Annotated in this window: 14 protein-coding genes and 4 pseudogenes; 5 read left to right on the top strand and 13 right to left on the bottom strand. The window is 60.5% G+C overall.

What is annotated here, in order from left to right:
• The gene (locus OKW30_RS08730) at nucleotides 1–840 is read left to right on the top strand and encodes an ABC transporter permease (RefSeq protein ID WP_429346519.1); all 840 of its coding nucleotides are present in this window, start codon (nucleotides 1–3) and stop codon (nucleotides 838–840) included.
• Nucleotides 841–987: 147 nt separating this feature from the next.
• Nucleotides 988–1,995, top strand: coding sequence for an MDR family oxidoreductase (locus tag OKW30_RS08725; protein ID WP_429346518.1), 1,008 nt, complete (start codon nucleotides 988–990; stop codon nucleotides 1,993–1,995).
• A 113-nt stretch (nucleotides 1,996–2,108) separates the two neighbouring features.
• Here the strand turns inward: OKW30_RS08725 and OKW30_RS08720 are convergent.
• The 7 genes and pseudogenes from OKW30_RS08720 to OKW30_RS08690 form a co-directional block, all read right to left on the bottom strand.
• A pseudogene (locus OKW30_RS08720) lies at nucleotides 2,109–3,621 on the bottom strand (CoA-acylating methylmalonate-semialdehyde dehydrogenase).
• Nucleotides 3,622–3,775: 154 nt separating this feature from the next.
• Complete coding sequence (locus tag OKW30_RS08715) at nucleotides 3,776–4,933, bottom strand: iron-containing alcohol dehydrogenase (protein WP_429346517.1); 1,158 nt, start codon at nucleotides 4,931–4,933, stop codon at nucleotides 3,776–3,778.
• A 48-nt stretch (nucleotides 4,934–4,981) separates the two neighbouring features.
• Entirely contained in the window at nucleotides 4,982–5,185 is a 204-nt protein-coding gene (locus OKW30_RS08710; RefSeq protein WP_429346516.1) for a hypothetical protein, read from the bottom strand.
• A gap of 668 nt (nucleotides 5,186–5,853) precedes the next feature.
• Complete coding sequence (locus tag OKW30_RS08705; protein WP_429346515.1) at nucleotides 5,854–6,117, bottom strand: hypothetical protein; 264 nt, start codon at nucleotides 6,115–6,117, stop codon at nucleotides 5,854–5,856.
• 304 nt (nucleotides 6,118–6,421) lie between these two features.
• Nucleotides 6,422–6,793 (bottom strand): hypothetical protein, encoded by a 372-nt coding sequence (locus OKW30_RS08700; RefSeq protein WP_429333500.1) that lies wholly within the window; start codon nucleotides 6,791–6,793, stop codon nucleotides 6,422–6,424.
• A gap of 565 nt (nucleotides 6,794–7,358) precedes the next feature.
• A complete protein-coding gene (locus OKW30_RS08695; RefSeq protein WP_429346514.1) occupies nucleotides 7,359–8,324 on the bottom strand; it encodes a Tim44 domain-containing protein in 966 nt (321 codons plus the stop codon).
• A gap of 82 nt (nucleotides 8,325–8,406) precedes the next feature.
• A complete protein-coding gene (locus OKW30_RS08690; RefSeq protein WP_429346513.1) occupies nucleotides 8,407–8,898 on the bottom strand; it encodes a CBS domain-containing protein in 492 nt (163 codons plus the stop codon).
• 146 nt (nucleotides 8,899–9,044) lie between these two features.
• Here OKW30_RS08690 and nhaR point away from each other — a divergent pair, with 146 nt between their 5' ends.
• The gene (gene nhaR / locus OKW30_RS08685) at nucleotides 9,045–9,941 is read left to right on the top strand and encodes a transcriptional activator NhaR (protein ID WP_184072707.1); all 897 of its coding nucleotides are present in this window, start codon (nucleotides 9,045–9,047) and stop codon (nucleotides 9,939–9,941) included.
• 224 nt (nucleotides 9,942–10,165) lie between these two features.
• A pseudogene (locus OKW30_RS08680) lies at nucleotides 10,166–10,478 on the top strand (hypothetical protein).
• 355 nt (nucleotides 10,479–10,833) lie between these two features.
• Here OKW30_RS08680 and OKW30_RS08675 read toward each other — a convergent pair.
• From OKW30_RS08675 to OKW30_RS08650, 6 genes and pseudogenes are all read right to left on the bottom strand, one after another.
• Nucleotides 10,834–11,214, bottom strand: coding sequence for an HPF/RaiA family ribosome-associated protein (locus OKW30_RS08675; protein WP_429346512.1), 381 nt, complete (start codon nucleotides 11,212–11,214; stop codon nucleotides 10,834–10,836).
• A 122-nt stretch (nucleotides 11,215–11,336) separates the two neighbouring features.
• Nucleotides 11,337–11,864: pseudogene (locus OKW30_RS08670) on the bottom strand (LysR family transcriptional regulator); the annotation flags it as partial.
• A gap of 77 nt (nucleotides 11,865–11,941) precedes the next feature.
• Nucleotides 11,942–13,009 (bottom strand): diguanylate cyclase domain-containing protein, encoded by a 1,068-nt coding sequence (locus OKW30_RS08665; protein WP_429346511.1) that lies wholly within the window; start codon nucleotides 13,007–13,009, stop codon nucleotides 11,942–11,944.
• A gap of 443 nt (nucleotides 13,010–13,452) precedes the next feature.
• On the bottom strand, nucleotides 13,453–15,708 hold the full coding sequence (locus OKW30_RS08660; RefSeq protein WP_429346510.1) for a phosphocholine-specific phospholipase C: 2,256 nt from the start codon (nucleotides 15,706–15,708) through the stop codon (nucleotides 13,453–13,455).
• Between the two features lie 420 nt (nucleotides 15,709–16,128).
• Nucleotides 16,129–16,446: a response regulator gene (locus OKW30_RS08655; protein WP_429346509.1), complete on the bottom strand. Its 318-nt coding sequence runs from the start codon at nucleotides 16,444–16,446 to the stop codon at nucleotides 16,129–16,131.
• Nucleotides 16,447–16,550: 104 nt separating this feature from the next.
• A pseudogene (locus OKW30_RS08650) lies at nucleotides 16,551–17,003 on the bottom strand (sulfotransferase family protein); the annotation flags it as partial.
• 383 nt (nucleotides 17,004–17,386) lie between these two features.
• On the opposite strand from OKW30_RS08650, the gene OKW30_RS08645 reads away from it, so the two are divergent.
• Nucleotides 17,387–18,079, top strand: a complete 693-nt coding sequence (locus tag OKW30_RS08645) for an NnrU family protein (protein WP_184065774.1) — start codon at nucleotides 17,387–17,389, stop codon at nucleotides 18,077–18,079.
• Nucleotides 18,080–18,081 lie beyond the last annotated feature (2 nt).

Raw genomic sequence — 18,081 nt, 5'->3', positions numbered from 1 at the left:
ATGAAAACGACCGTATCGCGTTTTGCACCTTATACATCGGCCCCCGAGATCGCGTGGCACTACTTTTTGCGATCGACCAATGTCATGATCCTGCTTTTTCTGGTCTTGCCGATACTGGTGATCATCCCGCTTTCTTTCACGGACAATACATTCCTGGTCTATCCGATACACAAGTTCTCGTTCAAGTGGTACCACAATCTGTTTACGTCGATTGACTGGCTTCGTGCCGGAAAAAACAGTTTCATCGTAACCCCGCTTGCCACGATCTTGGCCACTGTCCTCGGGACGTTGGCTGCGTTGGGCCTCAACAAGGCGACGTTCAAAGGCAAAGGCGCGCTGATCGGCATTTTGATCTCGCCGATGATCGTGCCGGTGATCGTCACTGCCGTCGGGATGTATCTGTTCTTTGCGAAGTGGGGGTTAGCCGGGTCGTACCTTGGTCTGATTTTGGGTCATACCGCTATCGCGGCTCCATTCGTGGTGGTCACTGTCAACGCCACCCTTGCCGGGTTCAACCAGAATTACGTGCGCGCGAGCCTGAGCCTCGGTGCGTCGCCCGTCACGACGTTCTTCTCCGTCACCCTGCCCATCATTGCGCCGGGCGTTATTTCTGGAGCCCTGTTTGCATTCGCCACGTCGCTCGATGATGTCGTCATCACGATGTTCATCGGGGGTCCGACACAAGGTACATTGCCGTTGCAGATGTTCATCGGCCTCCGGGAAAACATTACGCCGACGATTGCTGCCCTTGCGACAATTCTGATTGTATTTTCGAGCCTGCTTCTGGTGACGATGGAGTGGCTGAGGTCCAGAAGCGCGGCGCGACAGATAGCGACGTGACATCGCTTGCCGCGGCACCTGTCGCCCTGTTCCTGTGCAAGCCGTCAGGCATCGGGCGTAGTGGTACATCCTTGCATGGTTTATGTTGTCCGGATGTACCATTTCGCCTTGCCTGCCCGCCTGCGTTCACCGTCAGAGAGGACAAGCATGGCTTTTTCAGCCCTTTATCTGCAGCAGAATGACAACGGTTTTTCGGCCGGGGTTACCAGCCTCGATGACCGAACCCTCGATGAGCATCCCCTCGCAGCCGGCGAAGTGCTCATTCGTATCGCGCACTCGACGCTTAACTACAAGGACGCGCTAGCGGTCACGAACCGCGGTCCGGTCGTGCGCGCCTGGCCAATGGTCGCGGGTATCGATGGCGCCGGCGAGGTGGTGACATCGACAGATTCTCGCTGGAAAGCGGGCGATATTGTCCTCGTCAACGGATGGGGCCTCGGCGAAACACACTGGGGGTGCCTCGCAGAGAAGGCCCGCCTGAAGGCCGACTGGCTGATTGCGGTACCGCAGGGACTATCAACGGCCGAAAGCATGGCAATCGGGACGGCCGGTTACACGGCGATGCTATCCTGCCTTGCGCTGGAACAGGCCGGTGTCAAGCCGGCCGACGGTGAAGTGCTCGTGACCGGCGCGAGTGGCGGGGTGGGCAGCGTGGCAATCTCGCTATTGAGCAGTTGGGGATTTACGGTCGTGGCGTCGACGGGCAAGCCGGAGCAGGCGCATTTTCTGAGGCGTATCGGCGCCGCCGATGTGGTCGATCGGGACACGCTGTCGACAGCCGGCAAGCCGTTGCAGAAAGAGCGCTGGGCGGCGGTTGTGGATTCTGTCGGCTCGCATACGCTTGCCAACGCATGCGCACAGACGAAATATGGCGGCGTCGTGACGGCGTGTGGTCTCGCGCAAGGCATGGAGTTCCCGGCGAACGTTGCGCCTTTCATTCTGCGCGGTATAAAACTGCTGGGCATTGACTCGGTCATGTGTCCGATCGCTCATCGTCAGATAGCGTGGAATCGGCTCGCTGCGGATCTGGATCGAGCAAAGCTTGCCGAACTCACGCACCTGATAGCGTTGCACGACGTGCCGGAGGCAGCCGTGCAAATGATGGATGGAAAGCTGAGCGGTCGAACGGTTGTCGACATTCGCCGCGACGCATGATGTCGGGCGCTTCCGTTCGGATTTGAAGGCCTGCGACTTCAGGACCGGTGGTGTGCTCTCCCGTGCCGGGGTGTGGCAGCACGGGAGCTGTAGCGGGTTTTGCAGTGGAAAGACTACCTCGCCGTCGGCATCGCGAATTCGGCACCTTGCTCGATACTCTCCGGCCAGCGTTGCATGATTGACTTCTGACGCGTATAGAACCGGACGCCTTCCTCGCCATACGCGTGCGTGTCCCCGAACAAGCTACGCTTCCAGCCGCCAAATCCGTGCCACGCCATCGGTACCGGGATCGGTACGTTGATGCCAACCATTCCAACCTCAATTCTCCGGCCGAACTCGCGCGCGATGTGTCCGTCGCGAGTGTAACAGGCGACGCCATTGCCGAATTCGTGCGCGTTGACCAGGTCGACGGCCTCTGTAAAGTCCTTCGCACGGACGCAGGACAGCACCGGTCCGAAGATTTCCTCTTGATAGATGCGCATCTCGGGTGTGACGTGGTCGAACAACGTGGCACCGGTAAAAAAGCCTTCCTCGTGCCCCGGAACTTTGAGGCCACGTCCATCGACAACCAGCGACGCGCCTTCTTCGACGCCAATCGCGATGTAGTTTTCAATGCGCTCCAGCGCCTGACGTGTGACGATCGGCCCCATCTCGGCGTCGGCCTCCATGCCGTTCTTTACTATTACGGAGCGTGCTCGATCAGCGAGCCGCGGAATCAGCTTGTCCCCAACGTCGCCTACGAGGACTGCGACCGAGATCGCCATGCACCGTTCACCCCGCGGAGCCGTAGCCTGCGCCGACCAAAGCGTCGACGGCTTGATCAATGTCAGCGTCGGGCATCACAACCATGTGATTCTTCGCTCCGCCAAGCGCCTGGATCCGTTTTCCGTGCTTTGCCCCCGTCTCGTAGATGTAGTTGGCAATCGGCGTCGAACCGACGAAACTGATCGCTTTTACGTCAGGATGTTCGAGTAGTGCGTCCACGACTACCTTGTCCCCCTGAACGACGTTGAACACTCCGTCAGGCAACCCGGCTTCCTGCAGCAGGCGGGCCATGTAGAGCGAAGCTGACGGATCACGCTCGCTGGGCTTCAGAATGAACGCATTGCCTGCGGCGATCGCGATCGGAAACATCCAGCAAGGAACCATGCACGGAAAGTTGAAAGGCGTGATTCCCGCGACAACGCCGAGGGGTTGCCGGGTCGTCCAGTTGTCGATGTCGGTCGACACCTGTTCCGTATGGTCGCCCTTCAGCAATTGCGGGATGCCGCAGGCAAACTCGATCACATCAATGCCCCGTGCTACTTCGCCTTGCGCATCGCTGAACACTTTTCCATGCTCGGCCGTCATGATCGCTGCCAGCTCGTCCTTGTGCTGGTTCATCAGTTCGAGAAAGCGGCGCATGACGCGCGCGCGACGGATGGGTGGCGTATTGCTCCATCCCTGGAATGCCCGTGTCCCTGACGCTACTGCGGCACTTACGTCGGACGCGTCGCCGAGGTGCACCATGCGTGCATGAGAACCGGTCGCGGGGTTGAATATCGGCTGCTTTCGAGTGCCTGAGCCAGGCACGCGGCGACCGTTGATGAAGTGAACCACGTCTGCGTCGTCGTTGAAAGGCTGCATTTCATACTCCTTGCTGGGATTGGAACAGGTTCTAAGTGCCGCAAAAACGGGCGATTGGAATAGGGTTTTGCCTTCCGATGGCAAGAGTTGTTGTTGCATCTGAATGACCGTCACTTCGACAGATCAGATGCGGTTTTTTTGAGGGGGAATTCGCTTACCAGAGATCGCGGTAGAGCTCGACCATTTCCGCGACCGAGGGCACGCGTGGGTTATTGCCAGGCGAGCCAGAGGCCAGAGCCTGCTGTGCCATGGTCGGCATTAAGCTGAAGAAGCGCTCGCGGTCGATACCAAATTGTTCGGGCGTCGGCACCTGAAGGTCAGCGTTGATCGACCGCAATTCAGCGAGCAACCTGGCATTGGCGGTCTGCGTACTGTCCTGCCTGTCGGCCACGCCCATGGCACGAGCGCAATCAGCGTAGCGTTCTTCCGCCGCCGGGATCGAGAACGCGGTCACACTGGGCAGCAGCATGGCGTTGGACAGGCCATGGGGAACGTGGAAAAAAGCGCCGATCGGTCGACTCATGCCGTGTACCAGCGCCACGGATGCAGCGGAGAACGCCACACCCGCGAGCGTCGAACCGAGCATCAGGGCTTCGCGGGCGGCTGTATCCTGGCCGGATCGATAGGCTTTACGCAGATTGGGGCCAATCAAGCGCATGGCCGCCAAGGCCTGACTGTCGCTGTACAGGTTGGCTTTCCGGCTGACGTAGGCCTCGATCGCGTGGGTCAGCGCATCAATACCCGTATCGGCGGTGACGCGCGGCGGCAGGCTGAGGGTCAGGTCGTAGTCGACCAAGGCTGCCACGGGCATGAAGCCGATGCCCACACAGAGCATTTTTTCGTCGTTCTGCTCGTCAGTGATGATCGTGAAACGGGTCACTTCCGAGCCGGTTCCCGCAGTGGTGGGCACCGCGATAATGGGCAACCCAACCTCGGTAACAACCCGCGGAAATTTATAGTCGCGCATTTCTCCACCATGCCTGGCAAGAATGCCAATCGCCTTGGCGCTGTCGATCGGACTGCCGCCGCCCAGTGCAATGATACTGTCGTAGTCTCCTGCGCGAGCCTTCTCCACGCCAGCTCGAATCGAGTCAACCGTGGGCTCGGGGACCGTATCAGCGAAAATTTCGGCTGTCATGCCATTGGCGGCGAGATTTTCCTGAATGCGCCCGGCATAGCCCAGCTGCACCATCATCTTGTCGGTGATGATCAGAGGTCGACTGCAGCCGAGAGTCGCCAGAACCGTGGGAACTGTCTCGCTGGCGTTGGCGCCGACCTGGAGGATGCGCGGCAAAATCACATGGTTAGACATATCGAATCCAGTATGAATGACGGTTAAATATAAGAAGCAATCCGGGATCTAATCATTAATTGAAGTCTTCGTCTCGATGCCTTGTCTTTTTGATAATTTAGATAATAAAACATCGATATCTTTGATATTGGGAATGGTGAAACTTGCCGGAGCGGTATAGTTTTCGGTGTTCGTTAATTCCCAGTTAGGCATCACCTGTTCGAGAGGTCCCTGCAGGCGTGCATCGCGATGACGCAATAAATCCAGCGTCATTAACAGAGATAGCGGCAAAGTGATATGCCCATGGCCGGGCCGGCCGTGCGTTGCCCGAAGTGAATGGCCCTGACTTCGTAAGCCGATAGTTGATTAAGCTTCCACATGACTCATCGTCTCGTCTCCCGGACCCGCAGATTTGCTGCAATGCAGGTCATCATTGTCGTCGGTAGCCGTCAGCACTGATCAATCGCGTTTCGGCTGCAAGCTGCCGTGGCGGCGCGCTGAGGTTACTGTCGGTTAGAACGAGGAGCGGGTAAAGCAATAAAAAAGCCGATGATGGGTCCGCTTTACTTATGGCTATGGCCGTCGGGGCGAGGTGGAAGGCTATTTTTGCCCATCCCCCGCCGAACTGAGCGATCTGAAGAAGCAGTTACATTAATCTCGTCCACGTCATGTGAGCGGTCGCCGCGCGCGAGAGCGACCTTCGGCGGGGACATTTGCGCTGATCCGCCCCGCTGCCCTCGATCGATATTACAAGCAGTTCTTCCCCGCTTCGAACACGATCTCGGTCGCGACGTTCGGCTGGCGCGAGCAGGAATGCTTTACTTGCGTATAGGACTTCAACGCCTGATGCCCTCCAGTGGCGCCACACAGACTGAGCGTTCGGCGCTGCAATGGCCGTTGCCAAGCCGGATCTTGAGGCGGGTGCCGCGCCTCACAGCGATCTAGCGCCGCTGTCTCAGCAAGTCGAATTGGCGCTGTTGTCTCAGCGAATTCAGTTCGCGCTGCTGCCTCACCAAATCCAGGTCGCGCTGTTGTTTCAGTAATTGGAGTTGTTCGTTCTGGAGTTCGATCTGTTGCTTCTGCGCTTCCAATTGCGCTCTATAGGCCCCCATGCTTTGGTCAGCCAGCGCTTCCTGCGCGTAAGTCTGCGCGTCGGCGAGGGAACAGCCAGCCGTCAATGTCGCAGCAACGATAAGTGCTTTCATGATGCCCCCGGGCGGATGCTCTTTTGAGATATTTTAGGCCAGAAAGGTGGGGCATCGGCGGGACCGACGTGGCTGTCGGCGTCGTGCCTGGATCGGTGATTGCGTATGTTGAGCGAGCGGCGTGCGTGGCAACGAGAGGCCGGCATCGACCCGTGACTGCCTTTCGACTCCTACCGTTGAGCGACCGCACTTGGTCCAGCAGCGGGCGGTCGCAGCCGCGAACGCCACATCACCTCTCGGTTGAAGGCACGAGCCCGCGATCGATCGCCAGTCACGGTGCCTGGCCTGATCTGATGAAAAAGCGCTACTGCGAAACTGGCGCGTTAGATGGTGCGTCCGCTGGCATCTGCGGTAGTGGCACTGCTGCTGCGTTGTTCGTGCCGCTGCCCGTCGCTCCCGTTTGCCCGCGATGGCCTCGGTGCGAACTGCGTACCACGGTGGGCTCGCTCGCCGCCACCGGCCGCATTGGCGGATGCGCGATGTACTGAAAGTTTTCATTAACCGCGCTATTGCCCGTATCGAACGACCGGTGGATGAACACGCTGCTACTAACGGGTGAACTGGCTTGCGCGAAAGCCATCGGCCCGATCGACATCATGGCTGCGCCCACCGCCGCACTCACGGCAAGAATGTGCATGAGCAAACCGGCATTACGGGCTGTCGGACGTGCTTTCAATTTACGTCTCCTTCAATATACGTGCGGTTCGCAACCGCTTGCAGCGGGCAGCCGTTTTACCGTTGGGTACGCTGGTTCAAAAAATTGGCCCACGTTGAGGAGGCGCGGGCCGAGCGGAGAAAAACACGAAGCGCTGCCGGGGGAAAAGGCCAGACCAGTCTAGTCCGAGTCATGGAAAAGAAGGTTTCATACTGGATTACAGGTGTTACTCGATATAACTGATCGATGAATCGCGCCGGGAATTCTCCGGATCTGGTGCGAGTTGCCTGCTGCCCACTCCCGAAACAGCGCTTGAAAATGAAGCTGGCTCGTCCGGCGAATCATCGGTCGCCGTCGCTTCGCCAAGTGGCGACTGATAGCTCATCAGCAGACGTTCGCCAACCGACTGCGAAGGACCGTTCGTGGCCGACCATCGCCTCATGCGCCCAGCGTTCACCACTCCGCAAGTGGCGCTCGACTTTCTCACGCACGGTCGCTGGCGAAAGGTTGGTCTCAGGTAGTTCCGCGGCGCGCACCACCCTCACGAGTAACCGGCAGCAGGCCGCTGCCGGTTTCAACTACGCTCTCATCCGTCAATTTGCTGAATGCCGGCCAGTCGCCACGCCTGGTTGCCACGTGCGTCGCTGACCATGTTCCAGACTTCCTGGAACGGCTGGGCAGTCGGCGCATCGTCTTCCCGCATTTGACCGTAAAAGCGAACGCTAACCAGCGTTTCATCCGCATTGCGTTCTGTGCCAAGCACTTCCGCGTCAAGTTGCGTGACTTCCGTATGACTCACCTGGCGACCCCGAGCTTCGAGATCCCGCTTGATTTGCGCGAACATCTCCGGCGTCGTCAATTCGAACAGGTCACCCTGCTCGTTCCGGTCCCATGCGCCTTGAAGGCGCATGAACAAGGTCTTTGCCGATACAAGAAACGCCGCCTGATCTTGCTCGAGTGGTCGTCCCGTTGTCCTCTCCGTGTCCGCTGCTCCCGTCGAACCCATCGCCGCGTTCGGCCAGCCCCGCAAGTTCGCTTCAGGCCGCGCTTGCGGGATCTGATTCAGAAACCGTGAGCCGTTCGTTTGCTGGCGGTTCACGGGACCGTGTCCATAGGCAAGATCCGGACGACGCCGGTTGGCGATAAAGCGGAATAGCATCACGCCGGCGAAAATCACCGCCCCGATCAGCAACGCATTCGACAGCATCTGCGCCAGCCCTTCGCCCAGGCCAAACGACGACAGTAATGCTGCAATCCCAAGGCCCGCAGCGAGACCAGCCAGCGGGCCCATCCAGCGGTTACCCGCTGCCGCAGCTGGCGCCTGCGCGGCCTGTTGTGCCGGCTGTGCCTGTTGGCCTTGCTGCGCTGGTCCAGACGGCGACGCCGTCTGCGACTGCCGCCCGATGCTTTGACTCCCGCCTACGCGCTTCGCCTCGGCGTCGGTCGACGCCACGGCGCCCAGCGCCAGCAGCCCCGCCAGACCGAGCGCGGCCGTCCCGCGCGTGACTGCACCGGCAGCACGTCGTAATTTGTTGATGATTTGCGTGTACATAAAAACCTCTTTCGATGAGTCGCGAAACTGCCCGCAACGCGCTCCATTTGCGCGCACGAATACATTACGAACAGTAATATTTTTAGCTACGCAAGCTCGCCGCCGGTTGTGCCTTCGATCCATCAAAAGCGGCGTGAAAACCGTTGCCGTGGATGTAGTGCACCAGTTGCCGGATGGTGTGTTCCTGCTCGGAAATCAGGTTCTTGATCAGGTCGCCGATCGACACCATTCCTGTCACCTGCCCTGCGCTGATCACAGGCAGATGGCGAATCCGATGTTCTGTCATGATCGCCATGCACTCGTCCGTCGTCTGCTTCGGGCTGACATAACGCACCGCCGTCGACATGATGTCGCGCACAGGCGTATTCGTTGACGAGCGTTCCATCAGAACGATCTTCCGGGCGTAATCGCGCTCCGTCACGATGCCGGCTATGCGCCCGTCGTGCACGGCGATGAGCGCTCCAACCTCCCTGTGAGCCATGATCGATATCGCGTTGCAAACCGAAGCGGATGCCTCGATCGACCACACTGTCCGGGAAGCTTTCGCACGCAGCAATTCTGCAACCGATGCCATATGTCACCTCTGTCAGCTTCATGAAACGCCCGCCGACGCTTCGGGGCGAGGTCTCAATCTAACAGAACCCATGCCAACATAAAATTCGTATTTTCATTGTTGATACTTCGAGAAAAACATATCTTTCCGTAATCGGTGGAGGGTTCGTGAATTTCAAGCATCTCTATTACTTTTGGGTCGCGGCTCGCGCGGGCGGCATCGTGCGCGCGGGCGAGCAGTTGCACATCACGCCGCAAACGCTCAGTGGCCAGATCAAGCTTCTCGAAGAGGCGCTGGATAAGAAGCTGTTCAGGAAAACCGGCCGCACGCTCGAACTGACCGATGCGGGGCGCCTCGCGCTCGACTACGCCGACGAGATATTTTCGTTAGGTTCGGAACTCGAAAGCGCTGTGCGGCGCGAAAGCGAATCCGGTGCGCAAACGCGGTTTCGCGTCGGGATCGCGGATTCGGTCCCCAAGGCGATTGCGTACCGGCTGCTGGAACCCGCGCTGAGCGCGTCGGCGTCGCTGCGCATGATCTGCCACGAAGGCAAACTGCACGCGCTGCTCGCGCAACTGGCCGTGCACCGCCTCGATCTGATCATCGCGGACGCCCCCATTCCCGTCGACGTCAACATCAAGGCGTTCAATCACCGCCTCGGACGTTCGACGCTAAGCTGCTTCGCAACCCAGGCGCTGATTCAAAGCAGCAAAAAACGCTTCCCGATGTCGCTCGACAAGCTGCCTGTGCTACTGCCCGGCACGGAATCCGCCGTGCGGCGCAAGCTGGATCACTGGCTCGCCTCGCACGCCATTTCGCCGCGCATCGTCGGCGAGTTCGACGACGGAGCGATGACCATGGCATTCGGCCGCGAAGGCCGCGGCCTGCTGTTCGCGCCAACCGTGCTCGAAAGCCAGTTGCAGACAGAGCACAACCTGACGATAGTCGGGCAGATCAATTCGATCGTCGAGGAATTTTTTGCAATCTCTATCGAGCGCCACATCAGCCACCCGGCTGTCGCGATGATCATGGACGCGGCGCGTAGCGAACTGTTCAACGTTTAGCGGGGCCGTTTCCGATGTGAACGCGACGTTCGAATGTCCTCGTGAGAGCACGTGCCGGTGGGTGGCGATGGCCGCACCCGGCCGAATGGCCACGCACTCGCATAAGCACTACGAATTGAGCAGCGGCGATAAATGAATAGGCTCCAGCAAAACGGTGGGCTTGATTCGAAGGACAATGCTCAGTCCCGATCAAACTTCAACGCTTCATTGGAGGAAATTGGGCCATGAAGAACTCGCCGAAGATCTGGCCGGCGCTTCCTGCGTTGATTCTTTCGCTCGCTGGCTGCGCTGCGGGCGGCATATCGCAAAGCTTGCCGTCATTAAGCGCTGCGCAATGCCGCGACCTGGCCGCGCTCAGGAACAACGCCCCTCCCTCCCACCCCTGAGCGAAGCCGGAGCGAACTGGCGGCCCTGAGGACAGCGGGCTACGACCCATCACCATGGTTCGATCCGCACTACCCGGAGGATGCGCAGGCGGCGCAGCGTCAGGTCGATCGTTGGTATCAGGCGGAATGCCAGCAGGCGGAACCCGACTAAGGCGCCGGCGACGTCCGCGATACAGCTGCGCTGACGATGATCGCAATGCGATAGTTCCATTGGGCCGATCGCGCCTTGCGAGCCGAGAAATGGAACCGTGCAAAGGTCGTCCATCGACCCGATTGTGCGACTGCAGTCGATACCCACGAAACAGCGTACTGCCGGCTTTTCTCGCCTTTATCGCGGCGACGTCCCGGCAATTCGTCGCCGCGTTCGCCGGTTGCAACCGACTGAGGGGCCCGATATGGCAATGCCAGGAAGCGAATTACCCGGCGGCCGCCAAGCTCCGGTGATAGGTAGCGCCCAGCGGTGCGTTGCTATCCGAGCCTTCCACAACGAATCGAGCGGCATTGTTTTAGGGGCAGTCCGCTAGGCCTTGTCGCGCCTGGAGGCCGCTACCCCGGTAAACGGCATCAAAATCACGGGGACCCCGAGTCGCGATGCGCGCCTGCTGCCTGCGGATGATCGAACGCGCCGCGCGGGCCAGCGCGAGATCGAGTGCGCCGCGCCAGTCTCTTGCGATCGACGTCACGACGACAGGCGTCGCATCGGGCGTCTGCACCTGCACCTGGCAGCGTTTGTCGAGTCCGCCGCGCGGGCCGTTGATGTCCGACATGCTGACGGTCGCCTTCGAAATCAGCCAGTCCATGCGGCGAAACACGAACCGGATGCGTTGGCGCGCGAAGCTGCGCAGACGGACGGCTTCACGGTCGCGGGACTTGAACAGGACTTGCATGAGACACCTCCTTCGTGGGTACGGCTCAAGAGTACGGTGAGGAGGCGTCGAGGAAAAAGCAGAAATAACGGAAATGCAGCTTCGGAAAAACCGAACCTTCTTTTTCGTGATCACGAACGCGCTCACGCATGCGCCGCACTCAACACCTTTTGCGTCAAAGGATGATGCCGCCCGCGCCGCGACACGATTGCGTGTATTTCCTCCTTCACTTCCGGCGAGCGGCCGAGCCAGCGCAAGCCGCGATGCATGGGATCGTTGCGCTCGGCGCCGAACGCCGCGAGCGGAAACACGCCCATGCCGCGCGACGCGAGGCATTGCGGAAAATGATCGACATGCGTTTTTCGCACCACGGCGGCCGGCCCGTACCAGTCGATCGGCGAAGCGATCAGGCGCTCGCTGGATAGACGCAGATTCGAGTTGTGCGGCGCGGGCTGGCTGGACAGCACGAGATCCAGATGGTGATGCGCCAGTTCCGCCAGCAGGTCTTCCGCTTCGCCTTCGTGGCAGAGCAGCCGTAGCGAAGGCGTGTCCAGCACGCCCGCAAGAATGGCATGGACGGCCAGCTTCGAAATGCCATCCGTCAAGCCGACCGCGAAGCGCGCGACGGTCCCGCTGGCCGCTTCGCGCACTTCGTCGTGCAACGCGCGCCCGGCCGCGTCCGCGGCCGGGCGCCTGCATCAAATGCGCTCGCCAACACGAGCAGGGCACCGCCGGGAACCCTATCCGCTTACACGCCGGCACCCGTCTCATCGAAGAATGAGGTTTTGTCCGTCCCGTTCGCTTTGGCGCGATACATCGCGCTATCGGCCTGGCGCATCAGGGCGTGTACATCAAGACGTCCGTCCGCGCTATTGGTACCGAGCATGCGCACGCCAATGCTGGCCGATACGGCGACCGGATGACCGGCGATCTCTCGAAGCCCATGAAGGATGTCGTGAATACCGTCGGCAATCGCGCGCGCGCCGGCGTCGCCATGCACGTGGCGGGCGAGCACCGCGAACTCGTCGCCTCCCAGGCGGGCAACCGTATCGCCGCGGCGAATGCGTGTCTGCAGACCGTTGGCGAAGCACTGCAACAGTTCATCACCCACCGCATGCCCATAAGCGTCATTGACGTATTTGAAGCCGTCGAGATCGATGAACAGCAAGACAGACTGTCCTTTATCGGCGTCTCGCGCCGCAGTCGCTTTAGCGATCGCCTGCTCGAGGCGAGTGCGGTTGCTGAGTCCTGTCAGAGGGTCCGTCGCAGCCTGCCGTTCGAGCCGATGCACGAGGGCCATCAAGTACACGGAAGTCGCCGCGATGCTGAGCATGATGCCCAATCCCACCGCGAGGTTTTCTCTCCACCACGGCTCGACGTGCATCAAAATCACGACGCCTGCAAGCGCAACTGCACATGAAAGTAGCAACGGCCGCTTGCCGTGGCGGCAACCGGCACCCACAAGAAACCAGAACACGACCCAGAGCAAGGGCAGCGCCACGCGCCCGCCGAGCGCCAGGGCAGTCATGACAAGCGCCTGGTCTGCAATGGTGGTGACCGTCAATCGAACGCGCGGCCGACCTGTCGCGGCGGTCGCTGCTATGTATGTCACCACGCCGAATACAACGTATGCGAAAACCACGCCCAGGGTGTCATACGCGGCGGCCGTGCGTTGGAGCGCGGCGACGGCGATATAGCCGATCAACACGACCGTGCCCAGGCATATCCGGAGGAGCGCCTGCTCCTTCTCAGGTTGTCCGCGAAAGACACCTGGAAACGTTTGCTCATGCCAACGCTGCGCGCCCGGCCGCTCCATGCCGTCTACCCCGTCAATATTGTCTTTTGCAGAGCGGGCATTCTATCGCTTTTGCCGGCGACCAATGCTTCTTGCCGCTCTCTCCGTCCGCTTCCTGAAAGCCGCCGTTCGAACGTCCGTTTGAGCGAACGGGTACCCAGGTCCTTGGGGTTGAGAAGCTAAGCGTGCTTTATTTTCCGCTTCCTGAAGCGACCCCTGCTGGAGGTTCACGCGCCTGCCGCCATGGAGCTTTGTCGCCGCAGCGAACTTGATGCGATGGATTGGGAGAATCCTGCATTCGTTCGGCGATCAAGTGTGTAGAGTCGGTCTGCATGTCGTGCTCATGCATAGGTGGCCAGACTTTGGAAGTCATCGAACGAGTCTTGAAGACGCGTGGGGAACCGGCACCCTTCAGCACGAAAGCGCCGGTTTTGTTGCCCCTCCATCAAGGCCAATCGAGTGTCTCAGTGCTTACCAGGCATGGTCCCGCTCATGCCCATGGCCGGATCGCTAACCGAGTGCTTGCCGGTCTCCACCCGTCCCGCAAAGCGACGGTAGAACGCCTTATCGCTATCGCAGGTCACAGCAAAGTCGTACCACTGGCCACTGGACGCCAGAACCCAGTGAAGCGAGTCCATGCCTGTGCCTGCCAGTTGAACCTGCCATGGGCCATCGGTGCGGTAGGCCATCGGCGTAATCGTGAAGTTGCAGGCACTCTTGCCGGTATTCATCAGGTCGGCATAAACGTCGCCGTTGGCGATGTCGTAGCAGACGCGGATTTCCGGCGTGACCCCGCTGTCGGCAAGGCGGCTCAGGTCGCCTTTGAAATGCCGGTGATAACCGTTCGGGCCTAGCACCCAAAGATCATACATGCCGAGGTTGTCCTGCTGCGCGTTCCAACTGTCGGCCAGCGTCTTACCGTCCTCGACCACGTAGCGACGCGGCACGCGATTCAGCTTGTAGCGGTCATACACATGGAACACCGCGGCCTGGGTACCGGTATTGGAAAACAGTAATTCGACAGTGCCGTTGGCCGCGCAGCGCGCGCTTGTGTGCAACTCATAAGGTAGCGCGCGAGAGGGTCGCGTGCCGCTTGCCTGGATCGGTAACTGCATGTCCACCGGCAGCGGCACGGCTGGCAGGGCCTGTTGCGAGTTGCGCAACTGGTCGGCCTCGGCCCGGGTGCTGCGCCCGTTCAGCGTGGGTAACAACTCATTGTTGGGTGTTTTGAAGTTGAAGGCGCTAGTCAGGTCTCCGCACACGGCGCGGCGGTACGGGCTGATATTGGTCTCCTTCACACCAAAGCGCTCTTCCAGGAAGCGCAGCACCGACGTATGGTCGAAGACCTGCGAATTGACCCAGCCCCCGCGACTCCATGGCGAGATCACGTACAGCGGCACGCGCGGGCCGGGCCCGTAGACGCGACCGTCCTGCGCGGGCTGGTCCTTGCTGCCCTGCGGCGCCGGATAGGCGTGGTACTCGAACCGCATGTCGTCATCGGACAGTGTGGTTTTGCCTGCCAACGTCTGATCGGGATTTCGTGACGGCGCCGACGGCGAGGGCATGTGGTCGAAGTAACCGTCGTTTTCGTCGAAATTGATCAACAGCACGGTTTTGCTCCACACTTCGGGCACAGCTGTCAGCGCATCGAGTACCTCTTGAAGGAACCACGCGCCCTGAACCGGACTGGATGGCCCGGGGTGTTCGCAATAGATCGATGGCGCATTGATCCAGCTGACCTGCGGTAGCCTGCCTTCGCGGATGTCGCGCTTGAACGCATCGAGGTAGCTTTCCGGCGTGGTGCCCGGCAGCGTGTTCGCGATGCCCTTGTACAGCGGGTTGGCTGCGTTGTCCGCGGCTGCATCGTAGGCGTGATAGGGCAAGGGCTGCCCGGTATCGGCATAGGGATTGCCCGGCGCTCCGCCACTGGCCACGGGGAAGCCCGAGGCCAGATTGGCGCGGCGAAATTGCTGGAAGGCGCCCAGCATGTTGTCACCCCATTCGTCCGGCATGTTCTGGTACGAGATCCAGCTCACGCCCGCATCTTCGAGGCGCTCTGCATAAGTCTTCCAGGTGTAGCCTGTATCGACCGAAGCCGCCAGGCCGTCGATGTAGTCCCACTCATTGTTGACGAAAGCCACGCCAGCGGCGGTGGGACCGTTCGTGCCCGTGATGTGGAAGGAGCGGTTGGCATCGGTACCCGTATGCATCGAACAGTGATACGCATCGCACAGCGTGAAGGCATTGGCCAGCGCGAACTGAAACGGGATTTCCTTTTCCTTGAAGTAGCTCATCGAGACATCTGTCTTGTAGGTGGGCCAATTCGACATACGGCCGCTGTCCCACGCGTTCTGGCTGTCCACCCACGTGTGATTGGCGCCCGATGCGCGCTGTGCGTTGTTGGCGCTGCCGTCAAGGTGATACGGGGTGAGTACAGCGCCGTTGCCGCGCTGCTGCTGCCAGACCTTGCGGCCGTTGGCCAGCGGAATGGTGAAGCGGTCACCGAAGCCGCGTACGCCCTTGAGCGTGCCGAAATAATGGTCAAACGAGCGATTCTCCTGCATCAGGATAATCACATGCTCGACGTCCTTGATCGTGCCGGTGGCGTTGTTGGCGGGAATTGCCAGCGCGCGGCGGATGCTAAGCGGGAAGCTGGCCAGCGTGGCAGCGGCAAAGCCGGCGCCACTAGCGGCTTTCAGAAATTTGCGGCGTGAAATCATTGAGTGTTCTTCTGCAGGCTCGGTCGTAGCTCAAGGCGCGCAGCGCTTGACCGGGGTGGGTTGTTCGGAGTCCGACTTGGCGGGCGTGCTTGTGGACGTGTTTGTGGACGAATCGGTACCGCCGCACGAGGCGAGCATGGCGGCCGCGATCAGGGAAGCGGCAAGCGTTCTTATGAGTCTTTGGATGGACATGGCGTCAACATTGTCTAATTTAGGAAAGCTTTATGTTTTATTTTAGAAAGCACAACGTAATGCTGACGCGAGTGTAGGAAGGCAATGTGACCGCTGTGTGATCCGGTGGCCCGACTGAAGAAGCCCAGGCAGCCTTTAGAGAGACCTGGCAAGGGGCTGTCAATACCGGTCAGATGTCGTAACGCCGTCGTGCCGGGTGCGCGGCGATTACGTGGCTGATAGACCCCTTCAGCGGAAGTTGCGCGCGCGGCACCCGGAGCCCCGCGGTACACGCATTCCTTCGACAGCATCAGTCCCTGACGTTCGCCCATGCGAAATGTCGAGCCTGGCTGCGGTGTCACTTGCGGGGCGTTTGCCGGCCTCCTTGACCAGCCGCCTCACCGTCGCCTCCAGGGTGCCAAGCAGGACGGGTTTCAGCAGGACCTCGTCGATTCCGGCCTTCTTGCATCGCAAACGCTCTTCCGCACCCACTTGCGCAGTAATGGCGATGATCGGCACCGTCGCGCTTTGGTCGCGCAGACACCGCGCGAGCGCGTACCCGTCCATCCCTGGCAATCGGCCTGGGAAAATGCATGAAATAGCGTCTCCTGCTGCTGGGGCGTCATGCCGATGCCGGTGTCGCTCACGCCAATCACGATGGGCGAATCGTCGGCCGTATCGTCCATCGGCTGACGCACCTGATTAAGACTGGCGGTGCGCACGACCCGACGGTTTTCATGGAAGCGCAGACAAGCGTCATCCCAGGGCAGGTCGAGAAAATTCACCAGACGTCGCGCCTCGCCTTCGAGGTCATCAACGACCGCTTCGTAATCGACCTCGATGAAGCGCCCGGCCGGTAGCACGCTGCGCCAATGTGCCATGAGCCGCTCGTAGTCACGGTAATACTCGCCGGGTTCGGTCAGCTCGTAAGCGAACGGCTGATCGCCCGCAAGCAGTTTCGTGTAGCAGGAAAGACAGGTGTCGACCGGGTTGCGCCGCGCGTGAATGATGCGCGCGCCCGGCAGGATCAGCGGAATCAGCCCGGCATGCAGGAAATCGGCCGGCATCTTGTCGACGAGACGCGAACGGCCCTGTGCAAGCGGCTCGACCGCGCTCGAGATAGCACCAGCTGCGTTCCCGGAGCATTGATTCAGTCGCAATCGTTTGGCGTCCCTAATACTCGGGGGCGTTGACGCTATGCAGACTACGAGCCTCGACTCTCGACATTTGCCCATCCTGAACCTCTCGACGGATGCGATTGTTCTGGTTGGCAAGACGGTAGTTCACTTCGACGCGCCGGGGATGGTTGGCGGCCCATTGCCCCGCTTGCGCAGTCGATGCGATGGCGAGTGTCCCGGCCATTGCGACGACGACACTGCCAATCAAGGTTTTGCGGCGCGCGGCAATCGAAACTCGCGAAGCGATCGCTGCATTCGTTGTGGCGCGCGAAGTAGTATTCTCGCAATGCACGCGGTCGACCGATCATCTGACTTGAGGAGCCGGGCCAATGGAAAGCATCGACACACTCGTCGTGGCGGCATTCGCTTTTGTCGCCAGCCACTTTCTCCTGTCCCATCCGCTGCGGGCGGGTATGGTCCGGGCAATCGGCGAACGGGGTGCCATGGGCGTCTATTCGCTGATTGCGATACTGACGTTCGGCTGGATGGTCATGGCTTACGACCGGACGCCCGTCTCCGATCCGCTATGGCCCGCAGGCAACGCGCTGTGGGCAGTTGTGACCGTGCTCATGCTGATCGCGTCGATCCTTCTGATGGGCTCCCTGATCCGCAACCCGGCGTTGCCCACCGGCGGCCGGCCCACCGCGTTTCCCGACGCGGCGCGCGGCGTGTACGCAGTGACCCGTCACCCGATGATGTGGTCGTTCGCGCTTTGGGGACTGTGCCATATCGCCGTGTTCCCGGTCACCCGGAACATCGTGCTCGCCGGGGCGATCATCATCCTCGCGCTGGTCGGTGCCGCGCTCCAGGACCGCAAGAAACGGCGGCTGCAACCCGATCTGTGGCCCGCATGGGAATCGAAGACGAGCTATCTGCCGTTCGCGGCGATCGCCGCCGGCCGCGCGCGGCTGGGCGGGTTCGGCATGCACGCGCTGGTGGGCGGCGTCGTTTTCTGGCTCGTCGCGACCTGGGCGCATATCCCGCTCTCCGGTTGGCCCGCGGGCATCTGGCGCTGGCTCTAGCC

The sequence above is a fragment of the Paraburkholderia sp. Clong3 genome (assembly GCF_050436485.1).
In the GTDB taxonomy this organism is placed as follows: Bacteria; Pseudomonadota; Gammaproteobacteria; order Burkholderiales; family Burkholderiaceae; genus Paraburkholderia; species Paraburkholderia tuberum.
This window is presented reverse-complemented; position numbering and strand designations above follow the sequence as displayed.